The sequence below is a fragment of the Pseudomonas sp. GM33 genome (genome assembly GCF_000282295.1).
GTDB classification, from domain to species: Bacteria; Pseudomonadota; Gammaproteobacteria; order Pseudomonadales; family Pseudomonadaceae; genus Aquipseudomonas; species Aquipseudomonas laurylsulfatiphila.
The window spans coordinates 47,932-62,313 of record NZ_AKJO01000123.1; the positions used below are offsets into that span (position 1 = coordinate 47,932).

11 protein-coding genes are annotated in these 14,382 nt (G+C 60.6%); 5 read left to right on the top strand and 6 right to left on the bottom strand.

The window, feature by feature from the left end:
* Positions 1–45: 45 nt before the first annotated feature.
* The gene (locus PMI26_RS07290; RefSeq protein WP_007977587.1) at positions 46–528 is read right to left on the bottom strand and encodes a hypothetical protein; all 483 of its coding nucleotides are present in this window, start codon (positions 526–528) and stop codon (positions 46–48) included.
* A gap of 275 nt (positions 529–803) precedes the next feature.
* On the bottom strand, positions 804–1,028 hold the full coding sequence (locus PMI26_RS07285) for a hypothetical protein (protein WP_007898912.1): 225 nt from the start codon (positions 1,026–1,028) through the stop codon (positions 804–806).
* A 1,007-nt stretch (positions 1,029–2,035) separates the two neighbouring features.
* Here PMI26_RS07285 and PMI26_RS07280 point away from each other — a divergent pair.
* Both PMI26_RS07280 and rmuC read left to right on the top strand, forming a co-directional pair.
* A complete protein-coding gene (locus tag PMI26_RS07280; protein ID WP_081501003.1) occupies positions 2,036–2,359 on the top strand; it encodes a hypothetical protein in 324 nt (107 codons plus the stop codon).
* 175 nt (positions 2,360–2,534) lie between these two features.
* Positions 2,535–3,899 carry a DNA recombination protein RmuC gene (gene rmuC / locus PMI26_RS07275; RefSeq protein WP_162831821.1) on the top strand — a complete coding sequence of 455 codons (1,365 nt, stop codon included), beginning with the start codon at positions 2,535–2,537 and terminating at the stop codon, positions 3,897–3,899.
* A 71-nt stretch (positions 3,900–3,970) separates the two neighbouring features.
* On the opposite strand, the gene PMI26_RS07270 is transcribed toward rmuC, so the two are convergent.
* Together PMI26_RS07270 and PMI26_RS07265 are read right to left on the bottom strand one after the other, a co-directional pair.
* Positions 3,971–7,441, bottom strand: coding sequence for a hybrid sensor histidine kinase/response regulator (locus PMI26_RS07270; protein ID WP_007977594.1), 3,471 nt, complete (start codon positions 7,439–7,441; stop codon positions 3,971–3,973).
* Between the two features lie 225 nt (positions 7,442–7,666).
* Entirely contained in the window at positions 7,667–8,203 is a 537-nt protein-coding gene (locus PMI26_RS07265) for a TetR/AcrR family transcriptional regulator (RefSeq protein ID WP_007977595.1), read from the bottom strand.
* A 114-nt stretch (positions 8,204–8,317) separates the two neighbouring features.
* Here PMI26_RS07265 and PMI26_RS07260 point away from each other — a divergent pair, with 114 nt between their 5' ends.
* The 3 genes from PMI26_RS07260 to PMI26_RS07250 all read left to right on the top strand — a co-directional run bounded on the left by PMI26_RS07260 (position 8,318) and on the right by PMI26_RS07250 (position 12,736).
* Positions 8,318–9,508, top strand: a complete 1,191-nt coding sequence (locus tag PMI26_RS07260) for an MFS transporter (RefSeq protein ID WP_007977596.1) — start codon at positions 8,318–8,320, stop codon at positions 9,506–9,508.
* A gap of 105 nt (positions 9,509–9,613) precedes the next feature.
* The gene (locus PMI26_RS07255; protein WP_007977597.1) at positions 9,614–10,765 is read left to right on the top strand and encodes a TDT family transporter; all 1,152 of its coding nucleotides are present in this window, start codon (positions 9,614–9,616) and stop codon (positions 10,763–10,765) included.
* A 96-nt stretch (positions 10,766–10,861) separates the two neighbouring features.
* Positions 10,862–12,736, top strand: a complete 1,875-nt coding sequence (locus PMI26_RS07250; protein WP_007977598.1) for an MFS transporter — start codon at positions 10,862–10,864, stop codon at positions 12,734–12,736.
* A gap of 123 nt (positions 12,737–12,859) precedes the next feature.
* Here PMI26_RS07250 and sugE read toward each other — a convergent pair whose 3' ends face one another.
* Complete coding sequence (gene sugE / locus PMI26_RS07245) at positions 12,860–13,174, bottom strand: quaternary ammonium compound efflux SMR transporter SugE (protein ID WP_007977599.1); 315 nt, start codon at positions 13,172–13,174, stop codon at positions 12,860–12,862.
* A 118-nt stretch (positions 13,175–13,292) separates the two neighbouring features.
* Positions 13,293–14,258: a bile acid:sodium symporter family protein gene (locus PMI26_RS07240; RefSeq protein WP_007977600.1), complete on the bottom strand. Its 966-nt coding sequence runs from the start codon at positions 14,256–14,258 to the stop codon at positions 13,293–13,295.
* Positions 14,259–14,382 lie beyond the last annotated feature (124 nt).

A 14,382-nucleotide genomic window follows, 5' to 3' on the forward strand; every position in this document is an offset into this window, starting at 1 on the left:
AGACCAAAATCACCACCTGTTGCGCGATGTTTGGATCCAGAAGTGTCAGCAGGCTACCTGATTCAGAGGTGAAACACAGGTTTGCCAGGCGCTGGTGAAATCACGCAGGCGCCCTTGGGGATGAAATGTCTGGCGCCAGATCCTGGCCATGCCCAACAAATCATCAGGGGAGGGGAGGGGGGTATTCTGTTCCTCCACCAGCAGCCAGGCGATGGCTGTGGCGTAACGCAGGTTGACGGTCAACTCCAGGTGCGGGCCGCTCAGAAACGCATGCTGGCTGGCCAGGCCGCGGACCAGGCTTGCACGCTCCGGATCAAGGGCGAGGTAATGGTCCCAAAGTGCCTGGTGGCGGGGCTCGGCGATGCGGTACAGGCCGTGCCCACGGCGGTCATGCAGGGCGGAACCAAGGGCTGACTGGCTGGCGGCAATGCCCAGCAGCAGGGATTCGGCAGTAGCGCTATGGCGTCCGAGGTAGATCAGTGTCGGACGAATCACATAGCGGCACAGTTCGCTGGCAGCGATACCCATAAAACCCTCGAAACCTGAATTGGACGGCGATACCTGAAGGGGGCTTGGCAGCTGTGAATCGGTTCAGGCTCGCCGCAAGCGGGTCAAGCCGCTTGAGTTGAAGTGTAGTGTCATATTCGCGCTGTAAAGGACTGTTTTTAAAATATTTCCAGCGACCAGTTATAACCCTTATATCGGATCGTGCTTAGTCGTGGTTCGAGTGCGGGGAAACATCGGGCAATAAAAAGCCCTGCTTTTCGGGCAGGGCTTTCGGGTTTTTCAGCCTTTCTGGCGTTTCAGGCAACCAGGGCCTGACGGGTACGCTCGATCACGGCCTGCAGCGGTTCGGCGCTGGAGTATTGATCGGGATACAGGCGTTCGCTATGACGAGCGATGCCGTGTTCGTTGACCAGGGTGAAGCTGAAGCAGCCTTTGCGAGCGGCCATGATCAGGCAGTTCATTGGTGCAAAAGCGTTGGTTAGGGTGCGAATGGCATCCTGAGTGTGGATTTGAGTAGACATTATTGGGTGTTCCTACAAATGACACGGATAAGAACCGTGCAACGTTAAAACGTTCCAGTAACGTCGATCACCATTGATCGAACGAAGAACCCGACTGGAACAAAGCAGCCAGTTTGAAGCGCTGATAAGTTGGCGCGCTTGGGCTGGCAGGTAGGTACTTAGGAGGGCAGGCAACACATCGAGGGCAAAGGTTCTGGGCCCGGGGTGAAGATCCTGATCAATTTGCAGGTTGGTTCGAGCAGAGTAGGCAGGCGGAGCAACACCCTTTGCTTTCGATTCAAAGGTTGTGTCGGCGCAAGATTTACCTGGAAACCATCGAGGTGGCCGATCCCGCTTGTTCGGTGGAGGCTTCCGTCGAGAAGGCTGACCGGGGGGATTTGTTCGACCAGAATTGACTTTCAGCTTGGTACTAACGCCGCGGATACTAACGGATTGAACTGGATAAGGGAAGTGTGTTAGCAAAAAAGGATTCCCCGACGGGGCTCGATCGGGCTGTTTTACCTTGCAGATCAGCGTATGAAGCAGCGCTGCCTCCAATTGATGTGCCCTATAGCAGAACAAAATCCGACCATCGGTCATCGACGTTGGTAGCAGTGCAGCCGTCTAAACACCGGGTTTGCCAGGGCTTATCCCCAGGCAGGACAAAAAAACGCGCCGAAAAAGTGCGTTGATATAACCGTCGCAAAGGCACTTGTGCACATTAGTTGCAGAGTCTGTCACCCCGCTGTCATCTCAGGTTCAAGCGCAATGGCTGCCTGTAACCAAAATTTAAGTCAATGAAAAACATCGCTTTTTTTTACTGGTGAAAAAATCGTCAGTTTGACTGCGAACCCCATTCCACAGGGCTTTGAGCGGGTTCAAGGGCGGTTGTCCACTGAGTTATCCACAGCTTCTGTGGATTGTCCCGAGCGCTTGCTCTAGGACGGGCGTGCCGGGACATTTTCAGCTTTACCTGTAAGAAAAAGAGAGTAAAGTTGCGCGCCTTCCGATCTGCCCCACAGTGCTTTATGAAGTTTCGCTCAGCTCCTGTTTCCTCTACCTCCCCTCCCCCCTCTGTTGCCCCTACCAAGCGCTTTTCCATGCGCGTGGCAGAGTGGCTGTTGGACAGTCCGCACCTGGGTGAAAACCCGAACGTCAAACACATCGCCGGACGTCTGCTCAAGCAGCCGGCCCGTGAGGGCGTGGTGGCTGCGCAAAGTCGCCTTGGCCAGTTGATGTGCCGCGAATGCGGGAATGCCCGGGACCGCCGTATCGGTCAGGACCTGTTGCGCCAGGCCGCTCGGGCAGGCGATCGCCGCGCTCAACAGGAACTGGGGCTGATCGAAGACTGAGCTGTCCAAGACCGGACGCCTTGGTTAACCTTCAGGCTTTACCCGAATGGCAGGAGTGGCTATGGCAATGGACTTGACCAGCATATTGCTGGGGCTGGCAGCGGCAGGGTTGCCGTTGCTGATAATGGCCTGGCAACTTCAGCGTCGGGCCAGCACCACGCAGGCAGACGTTGCACTGCTGCAGGAGCGCCTGGCCATGGCGCAACTGGCGCAGGACGGCTTGAATGCACAACTGGAGTCCAGCCGCGATGAAGTCGCTGATCTGACCCAGGCCAATTCCGCAAAACAGGCTGATCTGGCTGCACTGCGTCGTGAAGTCGAACTGTTGCAGATCGAGCGCGACGACGCCCGGGATGCCGCCCATGCGTGGAATATCGAACGCGCGGGCAAAGACGCCGAACTGCGCCGTCTGGATGCCCAGGCTGCGTCGCTCAATGCCGAATTGCGCGAGCAACAAGACAGCCATCAGCAGCGCCTTGAAGACCTGCAAGGTTCGCGGGACGAATTGCGCGCGCAGTTTGCCGAGCTGGCGGGGAAGATTTTCGATGAGCGCGAGCAGCGTTTTGCCGAAACCAGCCAGCAGCGTCTGGGACAGTTGCTCGATCCGCTCAAGGAGCGCATCCAGTCCTTCGAAAAGCGTGTCGAGGAAAGCTATCAGAACGAGGCCCGTGAGCGTTTCTCCCTGGCCAAGGAACTGGAGCGCCTGCAACAGCTGAATTTGCGCTTGAGCGACGAAGCCACCAACCTGACCCGCGCCTTGAAAGGGCAGAAGACCCAGGGCAATTGGGGCGAACTGATCCTTGAACGCGTGCTTGAGCATGCAGGGCTGGAGAAGGGCCGCGAGTACCAGACTCAGGTCAATCTCAAGGGACCGGACGGCGAGCGCTTCCAGCCGGACGTGATCATTTACCTGCCGGGGGACAAGCAGGTGGTGGTCGACTCCAAGGTCAGCCTGACCGCCTATCAGCAATACGTGGCGGCTGAAGACGAGGCTATCGGCCAGATCGCCATCAAGCAGCACGTACTTTCATTGCGCAATCACGTCAAAAGCCTGGCCGGCAAGGATTACAAGCGCCTCGATGGCTTGCACAGCCTGGATTTCGTGTTGCTCTTCATACCGATCGAGGCGGCGTTTTCTGCCGCGTTGCAGGCTGAGCCAACGCTGTTTCAGGAGGCATTCGACCGCAACATCGTGATCGTCAGCCCCACCACGTTACTGGCGACCCTGCGTGTCATCGACAGTCTGTGGAAACAGGAGCGCCAGAGCCAGAACGCCCGGGAAATCGCCGAGCGGGCCGGGTGGCTGTACGACAAGTTCGTGCTGTTCATTCAGGATCTGGACGAGGTCGGCAATCGCCTGCAGCAACTGGACAAGGCCTACAGTTCGGCTCGCAACAAGCTGACAGAGGGGCGTGGCAACCTGGTCAGTCGCAGTGAGCAACTCAAGCTGCTGGGTGCACGGGCGAGCAAGAGCCTGCCGGCGGATTTGCTGGAGCGGGCGATGACCGATGTCGATGGGTTGGTCGAATTGCCGGAGTAGCCCTAGGTCGAGCGTGGACCCTGTGGCGAGGGGGCTTGCCCCCTCGCCACAGGAGGCTGTGTTAAACCTCGCTACAGAGGCAAATACCGACTCAACAACGCCCGCAACGCCGCCGGTTTCACCGGTTTGGCCAGGTAATCCAGCCCTGCTGCATGCACCTTGTCGACCGTCTCCGGCCGGCCATCGGCGCTGATCACCACACCAGGAACCGGCTCGCCCATTTGCGTACGCAACCAGGCCATCAGGTCGGTTCCGGTTTCGCCGTGATCGAGGTGGTAATCCACCAGTGCCAATTGCGGGCGCATGCCTTCGCCCAGCAACGTTGCGCACTCCTCGCGATTGCGTGCGGTCCAGACCTGGCATCCCCAGCGGCTGAGCAAGCTGTTCATGCCGATCAGGATGCTGTCCTCGTTATCGATGCACAGCACCTGCGCGCCATTGAGCAATTTGCCATTGAGCTCGGCGACTTTGACCGGCGCTGCGGTTTGCGCCCGGGCCAGCGGCACGCTGACGCTGAACACGCTGCCGCGTCCCGGCCAGGAGCGCACGCGCAAGGTATGACCGAGCACGCGACATAGCCCGTCGGCAATGGCCAACCCCAGGCCGAGGCCTTTTTCGGCCCGTGTCTGGTGGCTGTCGAGGCGCTTGAACTCTTCGAAAATCACCTGTTGTTTATCTTCCGGAATACCCGGCCCACGGTCCCAGACTTCCAGGCTCAATGCTTCCTTGTGCCGGCGAACGCCCAGTAGTACCGGCCCTTTGCCGTAGCGAAACGCATTGGTCAGGAAGTTCTGCAAAATTCGCCGCAGCAGCTTCATGTCACTGTCGACCCGCAGCGTGCTGCCGCGAACGCGGAACTCCAGGCCTTGTTCCTGCGCCAGCACCTTGAACTCTGCACCGAGGGTGTCGAACAGTTCGTTGAGCGCGAACGGCTGGCGATTCGGGTTGATCTTGCCGTTCTCCAGGCGGGAGATGTCCAGCAGGTCGCTGATCAGATCCTCGGCCGAGCGCAGCGAGCTGTCCAGGTGCCCGACCAGTTTCTGCACTTCGCCGGAGAGTCCATCGTTCTGATGGGAGAGGGCGGCGGAGAACAGGCGCGCCGCATTCAACGGTTGCATCAAGTCATGGCTGACGGCCGCAAGGAAACGGGTCTTGGACTGGTTGGCCGCCTCGGCGGTGCCCTTGGCTTCGGTCAGGGCGACGTTGAGCTGAGACAACTCGTGGGTCCGCTCGGTGACCCGTTGCTCCAGGCCTTCGTTGGCTTCGGTCAGCGCCTGCTCGGCTTCGCGGAACGCGGTGATGTCGGTGAAACTCATGACGAAGCCGCCGCCCGGCATCGGGTTGCCGATCAGCTCGATGACCCGGCCGTTGGGGAACAGGCGCTCGGAGGTATGCGCGCGGCCCTGGCGCATCCAGTGCAGGCGACGCGCGACGTGAACTTCGGCTTCGCCGGGGCCGCACAGGCCACGCTCGGCATTGTGGCGAATGATGTCGGCGATTGGTCGACCGACACTGATCAAGCCGTCCGGGTAGTTGAACAACTCCAGGTAGCGACGGTTCCAGGCCACCAGTTTCAGCGACTGGTCGACCACGCTGATGCCCTGGGTGATGTTCTCGATGGCGCCTTGCAGCAAGGCGCGGTTGAATTGCAGCACCTCCGAGGCTTCGTCGGCGATGCGCACGACGTCTTCCAGTTGCATCTCCCGGCCTTCGATGGCGGCTTTGACCACCGCGCGGGTCGAAGAGGCACCCAGCACACCGGCCAGCAGGCGTTCAGTATGGGCGATCCATTCACCGTCGGCGTTCTGGTTCGGGTTGAAGCCTTTGCCCTGGCGATAGGCAAAGCGGATAAAACTTTGACGGGCGCGTTCTTCGCCGACGAAGCGCGCCGCCAGTTGCAGCAGGTCGTCGATCTGCACCGCCAGCATCGAGCGTGCGCTGGGGCGGGCACTGATTTCCTGGCCGATGAAGCGGCCCGCCTGCCAGTGCTCGGAAACCCGGGTGCGCGACAGTACCGAGACCCAGGCGAAGAGCGTGAAGTTGCCAGCCAGCGACAGCACCACGCCTTGGGTCAGGGGTGTAATCGGCAGGTTCAGTGGATTGCTGTGCAACCACGCCAGCCCCGGGAATGTGCTCAAGGAAACGCCGAGGCTGAGGGCGGCGATCGGCAGGATCAGGGTGTAGAACCACAGGAAGGTGCCTGCGGCGAGGCCGGCGAAAACACCGCGGCGGTTGGCCTGTTTCCAGTACAGCGCACCGAGCATGGCGGGGGCCAGTTGGGTCACGGCGGCAAAGGCGATCTGGCCGATGGTCGCCAGGCTGGCGGTCGAGCCCAGCAGGCGGTAACTGACATAGGCCAGCAGCAGAATGACCACGATGCTGACGCGGCGCACCGACAACATCCACTGGCGGAACACTTCGAACGGGCGCTCGGCGTTGTTGCGACGCAGCAGCCAGGGCAGCAGCATGTCGTTGGACACCATGGTCGACAGCGCCACGCTGGCCACGATCACCATGCCGGTGGCCGCCGAAGCGCCACCGATAAACGCCAGCAGGGCCAGCGCCGGATGCGCCTGCGCCAGGGGCAAGCTGATGACGAACGAGTCCGGCAACACCGAGCTGGGCAGCAGCATCTGGCCGGCCAGGGCGATCGGCACGACAAACAAGGCAGCCAGGGCGAGGTAGGCCGGGAATACCCACTTGGCCAGGCGCAGATCCTGAGGATCGATGTTCTCTACAACGGTAACGTGAAACTGCCGCGGCAGGCAAATGATCGCCATCATGGCCACACCGGTCTGCACCACCATCGACGGCCAGTTGATGGTTTCCTTCCAGTACTGTTCGAGGCGCGGCGCCAGCATGGCCTGGTCGAACAGGTCGTCGAAACCGTCGTACAGGCCGTAGGTCACGAACGCGCCGACGGCAAGAAACGCGAACAGCTTGACCAGTGATTCGAAGGCAATGGCCAGCACCATGCCGCGGTGGTGCTCCGTGGCGTCGAGGTTGCGGGTACCGAAGACGATGGTGAACAGCGCCAGCACCAGCGACACGATCAACGCGGTGTCCTGGGCCCGGGTGCCCATGGCGTCGGCGCCGGCGCCGATCAGCAGGTTCACGCCGAGCACAATGCCCTTGAGCTGCAGTGCGATGTAGGGCAACACGCCAACCAGGCAAATCAGCGCCACCACCACCGCCAGCGACTGGGATTTACCATAGCGCGCGGCGATAAAGTCGGCGATCGAGGTGATGTTCTCCTGTTTGCTGATCATCACCATTTTCTGCAGGACCCACGGCGCACCGACCAGCAACAGGATCGGCCCGAGGTAGATCGGCAGGAACGACCAGAGCTGTTCGGCGGCCTGGCCCACGGCACCGAAGAACGTCCAGCTGGTGCAATAGACCGCCAGCGACAGGCTGTACACCCAGGCGCGCACACGCGGCGGCAAGGGCGCGCTGCGACGGTCGCCATAGAAGGCGATGGCGAACATGATGGCCATATAGGCCAGGGCGACGGCGGCAATCAGCCCGGTGGACAGCGACATGGGGACTCCAGACAAAAGACTTCCGGGCATCCCGCCCGGACAGACAGTCTCGCACGACCGCCAGCGTTAGTCAGTGTCGACCAAGGTCGTGGCGTGGCGGGGTGTCGCAGGGGATTTGCAGTGTCTGGAGTGGCCTCATCGCGAGCAAGCTCGCTCCCACATTTGTCCTGTGTTCGCCGCCCCCTGTGCGAGCTTGGTCCGGGCGGCGTTCCGACGATGGGGGCCTCACTGACTGAATGCAATCTCGATCAACCGATGCAGCTCTTCAACCTCCAGTGCGGCCTCGGAAAACAGAATGCGGAAAACGATGGGGGCGGCGATCAGGTTGATCAGCTGATCGACACCCGGCACGGGCTCGTTGGGAAAACGGTCAAGGATCGTCTGCAACTGCCCGCCAATGATCGTCGCGCAATAACTTGGCTTGAGCGCCGCCTGTACGTCGCGCAGCATGTTGCGACCAGGTTCGGAGCTCATTTCGTCCAGGTACTGTTCCGCCCAGGCTCGAATATCACCGCGCAAACTGCCGGTGTGGGTGGGGTCGTTATCGGGCTGCATGCGGGCGAGGGCGACGTCGGCCAGTAGCGCCGACAAATCACCCCAGCGACGATAGATGGTCGAAGGTGTAACGCCTGCGCGCGCAGCAATTTGCGGCACGGTCAGGCTGGTGCGGTCCTGCTCCTCGAGGAGTTGACGCACGGCCGAATGAATCGACTCTTGTACCCGCGCGCTGCGTCCGCCCGGGCGTAAGGTGGGAGCTGTCATCCTGGGGTTCCTGTAAAAGCCATGCCTCGGACCTTAACACAAAGAATTTGCTTTAAGAGGGATCCAGTAGCACACTCCACAAAAGCAAAAAGTTAGCTTTTGTGGAGCGCGCCCATGTCCAGTTCTCATTCAAACCGTGCCAGCCTGTGGTTTCTTGCCATTACCCTGCTCAGTTTCCTCGCGGCCTCCACGGCGCCGACGCCGTTGTATCAGCTGTATCAGGAGCAGATGCAGTTTTCGGCCGCGACCCTGACCCTGATTTTTGGCGTGTACGCCCTCAGCCTGTTGGTGGCGTTGTTGACCGTCGGTTCGTTGTCCGATTACCTGGGGCGCAAACCGGTGATTTTCACGGCGGTGGTGCTGAATATCCTGGCGATGCTGCTGTTTATTCACGCCGACAGCGTCACCTGGCTGATCAGTGCCCGAGTCCTGCAGGGTTTTGCCACCGGCATGGCTACCGCGGTGCTGGGCGCAACCCTACTGGATACCGACCGCGAACGGGGGCCGCTGGTCAATAGCGTTGCACCCTTGACCGGGATGGCCATTGGCGGGCTGGGCTGCGGTGTGTTGGCCGAGTTCGCCCCGGCACCGTTGCACCTGACGTACTGGCTGCTGCTGGCGTTGTTTGTGATGCAGGCGTTGTATGTCTGGCGCTTGCCGGAAAGCGTCTCGCGGCAGACCGGGGTTTGGGCCTCATTGCGACCGACTCTGCATGTGCCGCTGCAAGCGCGCTCGACTTTGTGGCGGGTGCTGCCGCTCAATACTGCCCTGTGGGCCCTGGGCGGTTTCTACGCTTCCCTGGCGCCTTCGTTGGTGCGCACGGCCACAGGCTCGACCTCGAACATGATCGGCGGGGCCACCGTTGCCGCCTTGACGTTGACCGGTGCGCTGATGATCTACAGCATGCGCAACCGACCCGCCGGCAAGTCATTGTTATTGGGCGCCAGCATGATGCCAATGGGTGTGGTGCTGATTTTGCTGGGTGTGCACAGTGCCAGCCTGCCGCTGTTCTTCCTTGGCACTCTGGTCGCAGGCTGTGGTTTCGGCTCCGGTTTTCTCGGCACCTTGCGTAGCCTGGTGCCGCTGGCCTTGCCCCATGAGCGTGCCGGGCTGGTGTCGACGTATTACGCGCTCAGCTATCTCGCCTTCTGCCTGCCATCGCTGCTGGCCGGGAACCTGAGCCGAACCCTCGGTCTGGTGGCGACCGTCGACGGTTATGGCGCCGTGTTGATTCTTCTGGCCCTTGGCGCTTTGGCAGGTTTGATGCGCCCGCGTTCAGGCACGGCATGCGAGGCCAGCTCCTGATTAAATATCTATGTAATAGATAACATATAGAGATATTACCCGTTATATAGATATTCGATTCGGATCTAACATGGGCTCTACCTCACGAGAGGACAGGAGTTCGCCATGACATGCGCCAACAGCATCAAGCCCGGAATCAAACCGTTCAGTCACCTGCAGCACCCACGCGAAGTGATCCGCCAGTTCACCCCCAACTGGTTCGCGGCCACCATGGGTACCGGTGTGCTGGCGCTGGCACTGGCGCAATTGCCGGTCGCCATGCCCGCCTTGCACGCCTTTGCCGAAGCCTTGTGGCTATTCAACATTGCGTTGTTCCTGCTGTTCACGGCGCTGTACGCCGCCCGTTGGCTACTGTTTTTCGACGAAGCACGACGGATCTTCGGCCACTCCACGGTCTCGATGTTTTTCGGCACCATCCCGATGGGCCTGGCGACCATCATCAACGGCTTCCTGGTGTTCGGCCTGCCGCGCTGGGGCGACGGTGTGATTCACCTCGCCGAAGTGCTGTGGTGGCTGGATGTGGCGATGTCGCTGGCCTGCGGCGTGCTGATTCCCTATATGATGTTCACGCGTCAGGAGCACAGCATCGACCAGATGACCGCTGTCTGGTTGTTGCCGGTGGTCGCGGCAGAAGTGGCGGCCGCCAGCGGTGGCCTGTTGGCGCCGCATTTGGCCGACGCTCACTCGCAACTGGTGATGCTGGTGACCAGCTACGTGCTCTGGGCATTTTCCTTGCCGGTGGCTTTCAGCATCCTGACCATTCTGTTGCTGCGCATGGCCCTGCATAAACTGCCCCACGAAAACATGGCCGCCTCGAGCTGGCTGGCCCTTGGCCCGATCGGCACCGGCGCGTTGGGCATGCTGGTGCTGGGCGGCGATGCACCGCTGATTTTCGCGGCCAATGGCTTGCCGGGCGTCGGTGAGATTGCTGCGGGATTGGGTCTGGTGGCCGGCATCACCCTGTGGGGCTTCGGCCTGTGGTGGATGCTGATGGCGCTGCTGATCACTGCGCGCTACCTGCGCGCCGGCATCCCCTTCAATCTGGGCTGGTGGGGCTTCACCTTCCCGTTGGGCGTCTATTCTCTGGCGACGTTGAAGCTGGCCAGTACCTTGAACCTGACGTTTTTCAGTGTGTTTGGCTGTGTGCTGGTGGCGTTGCTGGCGGTGATGTGGCTGATCGTCGGCAAGCGCACGGTGCTGGGCGCCTGGCGGGGTGAACTGTTTGTCTCGCCATGCATTGCCGGATTGAAGAAATAACCGGCAAAGATTAGGTAAGGTGTGGCCTGGATCGAGTTTCGATACTCCAATTACAGTATCCAGGCCACTCTCTACATAATCAGGGACACATGGAAGATGAGTCACCCCTCACAGTTCACCTTGTTGCGTACCCGGCGCTTCCTGCCGTTCTTCATTACCCAGTCCCTTGGGGCATTCAACGACAATGTGTTCAAGCAGTCGTTGATCCTGGCGATTTTGTACAAGCTGACCATCGAGGGTGACCGCTCTGTCTGGGTCAACCTGTGTGCGCTGCTGTTTATCCTGCCGTTTTTCCTGTTCTCGGCCCTGGCCGGGCAATTCGGGGAAAAGTTCGCCAAGGATGCGTTGATCCGCCTGATCAAGCTTGGGGAAATCGCCATCATGGCGGTCGGCGCGGTCGGTTTTCTGTTCGATCACCTGTCGCTGATGCTGCTGGCGCTGTTCGCCATGGGCACCCATTCGGCGCTGTTCGGGCCGGTGAAGTACTCGATCCTGCCGCAGGCCCTGCGTGAAGATGAATTGGTCGGTGGCAACGGCCTGGTGGAAATGGGCACCTTCCTGGCGATCCTCGCCGGCACCATTGGCGCCGGGGTCATGATGTCTTCGGCGCATTACGCACCGGTGGTGTCCACGGCGATCATCGGCATTGCCGTGCTCGGCTACCTGGCCAGCCGCAGCATTCCCCGGGCGGCGGCCGCCACGCCGCAAATGCGCCTGAACTGGAACATTTTCAGCCAGTCCTGGGCCACATTGAAACTGGGCCTGGGGCAAACACCGGCGGTGTCACGCTCGATTGTCGGCAACTCATGGTTCTGGTTTGTCGGGGCGATCTATCTGACGCAGATCCCGGCCTATGCCAAGGAATGGATGCACGGCGACGAAACCGTGGTGACGCTGATTCTGACGGTGTTCTCGGTCGGCATCGCATTGGGTTCGATGCTGTGCGAGAAGCTTTCCGGACGCAAAGTCGAGATTGGCCTGGTGCCGTTCGGATCGTTCGGTCTGACCGTCTTCGGTCTGCTGCTGTGGTGGCATTCAGGCGGTATTCCGGACAGCGCCGCCGGCCATGGCTGGATCGACATCCTCGGCTTCGGCCACACCTGGCTGGTGTTGCTCGACATCCTCGGCCTGGGCGTCTTCGGCGGTTTCTACATTGTGCCGCTGTACGCGTTGATCCAGTCGCGCACGGCGGAGAACGAGCGGGCGCGGGTGATTGCCGCCAACAACATCCTCAATGCGCTGTTCATGGTGGTGTCGGCGATTGTCTCGATCGTCTTGCTGAGCGTGGCCAAGCTGTCGATCCCGCAATTGTTCCTGGTCGTGTCGTTGCTGAACATCGGGGTCAACGCCTACATCTTCAGGATTGTCCCGGAGTTCACCATGCGTTTCATGATCTGGCTGCTCAGCCATTCCATGTATCGCGTGGAGCACCGCAATCTGGACCTGATCCCCGACGAAGGCGCGGCGCTGCTGGTGTGCAATCACGTGTCGTTCGTCGATGCCTTGCTGATTGGCGGCGCGGTCCGTCGGCCGATTCGCTTTGTGATGTATTACAAGATCTACAACCTGCCGGTGCTCAACTTCATCTTCCGTACCGCGGGGACGATTCCGATTGCCGGGCGCCAGGAAGACATCCAGATCTATGAACAAGCCTTCACGCGCATTGCCCGGTATTTGAAAGACGGTGAGCTGGTGTGCATCTTCCCCGAGGGCAAATTGACTGCCGATGGCGAGATCAACGAGTTCAAGGGTGGCTTGACGCGGATTCTCGAGGAGACACCGGTGCCGGTGATTCCGTTGGCCTTGCAGGGGTTGTGGGGGAGTTTCTTCAGCCGCGATCCGAATAAAGGGCTGTTTCGCCGGTTGTGGTCGCGGGTGACGTTGGTGGCCGGGCCGGCGGTGGCGGTTGAGGTGGCGCAGCCGGTGCAGTTACAGGCGTTGGTGGGGGATTTGCGCGGGACAGTCAGATAGTCGGTGACAGTTAGGGCCTCTTCGCGAGCAAGCCCGCTCCCACAAGGATTGATGGTGTGCTCTATATGTGTGGGAGTACACGAAACCTGTGGGAGCGGGCTTGCTCGCGAAAGCGGTAGTGGCCTAAGCGCTGACCTTGAGCCCAACCAACCCGCTAATGATCAACGCCACACTCGCCAGCCTCACCAGCGCCATCGACTCGCCAAACAGAATGATCCCGGCGATCACTGTGCCAACGGCGCCGACACCGGTCCAGATCGCATAGGCTGTGCCCAGCGGCAATTCCTTCATCGCAAGGCCGAGCAAGCCAAGGCTGATAGCCATGGCCGCAACGGTCAATACGGTGGGGAGCGGGCGGGTGAAACCGTCGGTGTACTTGAGGCCGACGGCCCAGCCCACTTCGAAAAGGCCGGCGAAAAACAGAATGATCCAGGACATGAAGACCTCCATCGTCTGACGGGGTCGTCCCCTGATTAATGACTCGATCGAGCCGCGAGGTCGTCCTCGCGATGGGCAATATAGTGCCCAGCATTAACCCGGGGATCAAGTTTTCCAGTCAGTCGCTGACCTGTTGCGCCGCCATTTCCCGATCCTGTTTTTCACTCATGCGACGGAAATACGTCGAGAGCAATGCCCCGGAAATGTTGTGCCAGACACTGAACAATGCACTGGGCACTGCCGCCAGCGGCGAGAAGTGCGCACTGGCCAACGCGGCGCCCAACCCGGAGTTCTGCATGCCGACTTCCAGAGCCAGGGACTTGCGCTGGGCCAGAGGCAGCTTGAACAGGCGCCCGGTGAAGTAACCCAGCAGGTAGCCAAAGCTGTTGTGCAGCATGACCACGGCCATGATCAACAGGCCGGACTCGGCAATCTTCGCCTGGCTGGCGGCCACCACTGCCGTGACGATGATCACGATGCTGACCACCGACACCAGCGGCAACACGTCCACGGCGTGGCGAACCTTGTCGCCGAGCACCCGCTGGGCAACCACGCCCAGCACGATCGGCAACAGCACCACTTGCAGGATCGACCAGAACAACTCCATGAACGATACCGGCAACCAGGCCGAGGCCAGCAGCCAGATCAGCGCCGGCGTCAGCAGGGGGGCGAGGAGGGTGGTGACGGCGGCGATGGCCACCGACAGCGCCAGGTCACCACGGGCCAGCCAGGTCATCACGTTCGACGAGGTGCCGCTTGGGCAGCAGCCGACCAGAATCACACCGACGGCGATTTCCGGCGGCAAGTGGAACGCCTGGCAGAGCAACCACGCCACGCCCGGCATGATCACGAAATGGGCAACCACACCCAGGGCCACGCGCCAGGGATGGCGAGCGACTTCGGCGAAGTCTTCGAGCTTGAGGGTCAGGCCCATGCCGAACATCACCAGCCCCAGCAGCGGCACGATGGCGCCTTTTAGGCCGAGGAACCATGCTGGCTGCAGGAACGCCACGACAGCGAAAATCAGTACCCAGTAGGCGAAGGTGTTGCCGACAAAACGACTCAATGCAGCCAGTGCGCGCATGGCTTGATCCTTGTTAGGTGAAAGCGTTAGGGAGCTAAGCATACGCTGCTGGCAAAAAAAGATCGCAGCCTGCGGCAGCTCCTACAGGAGGAATAGATTCCAATGTAGGAGCTGCCGTGTAGTG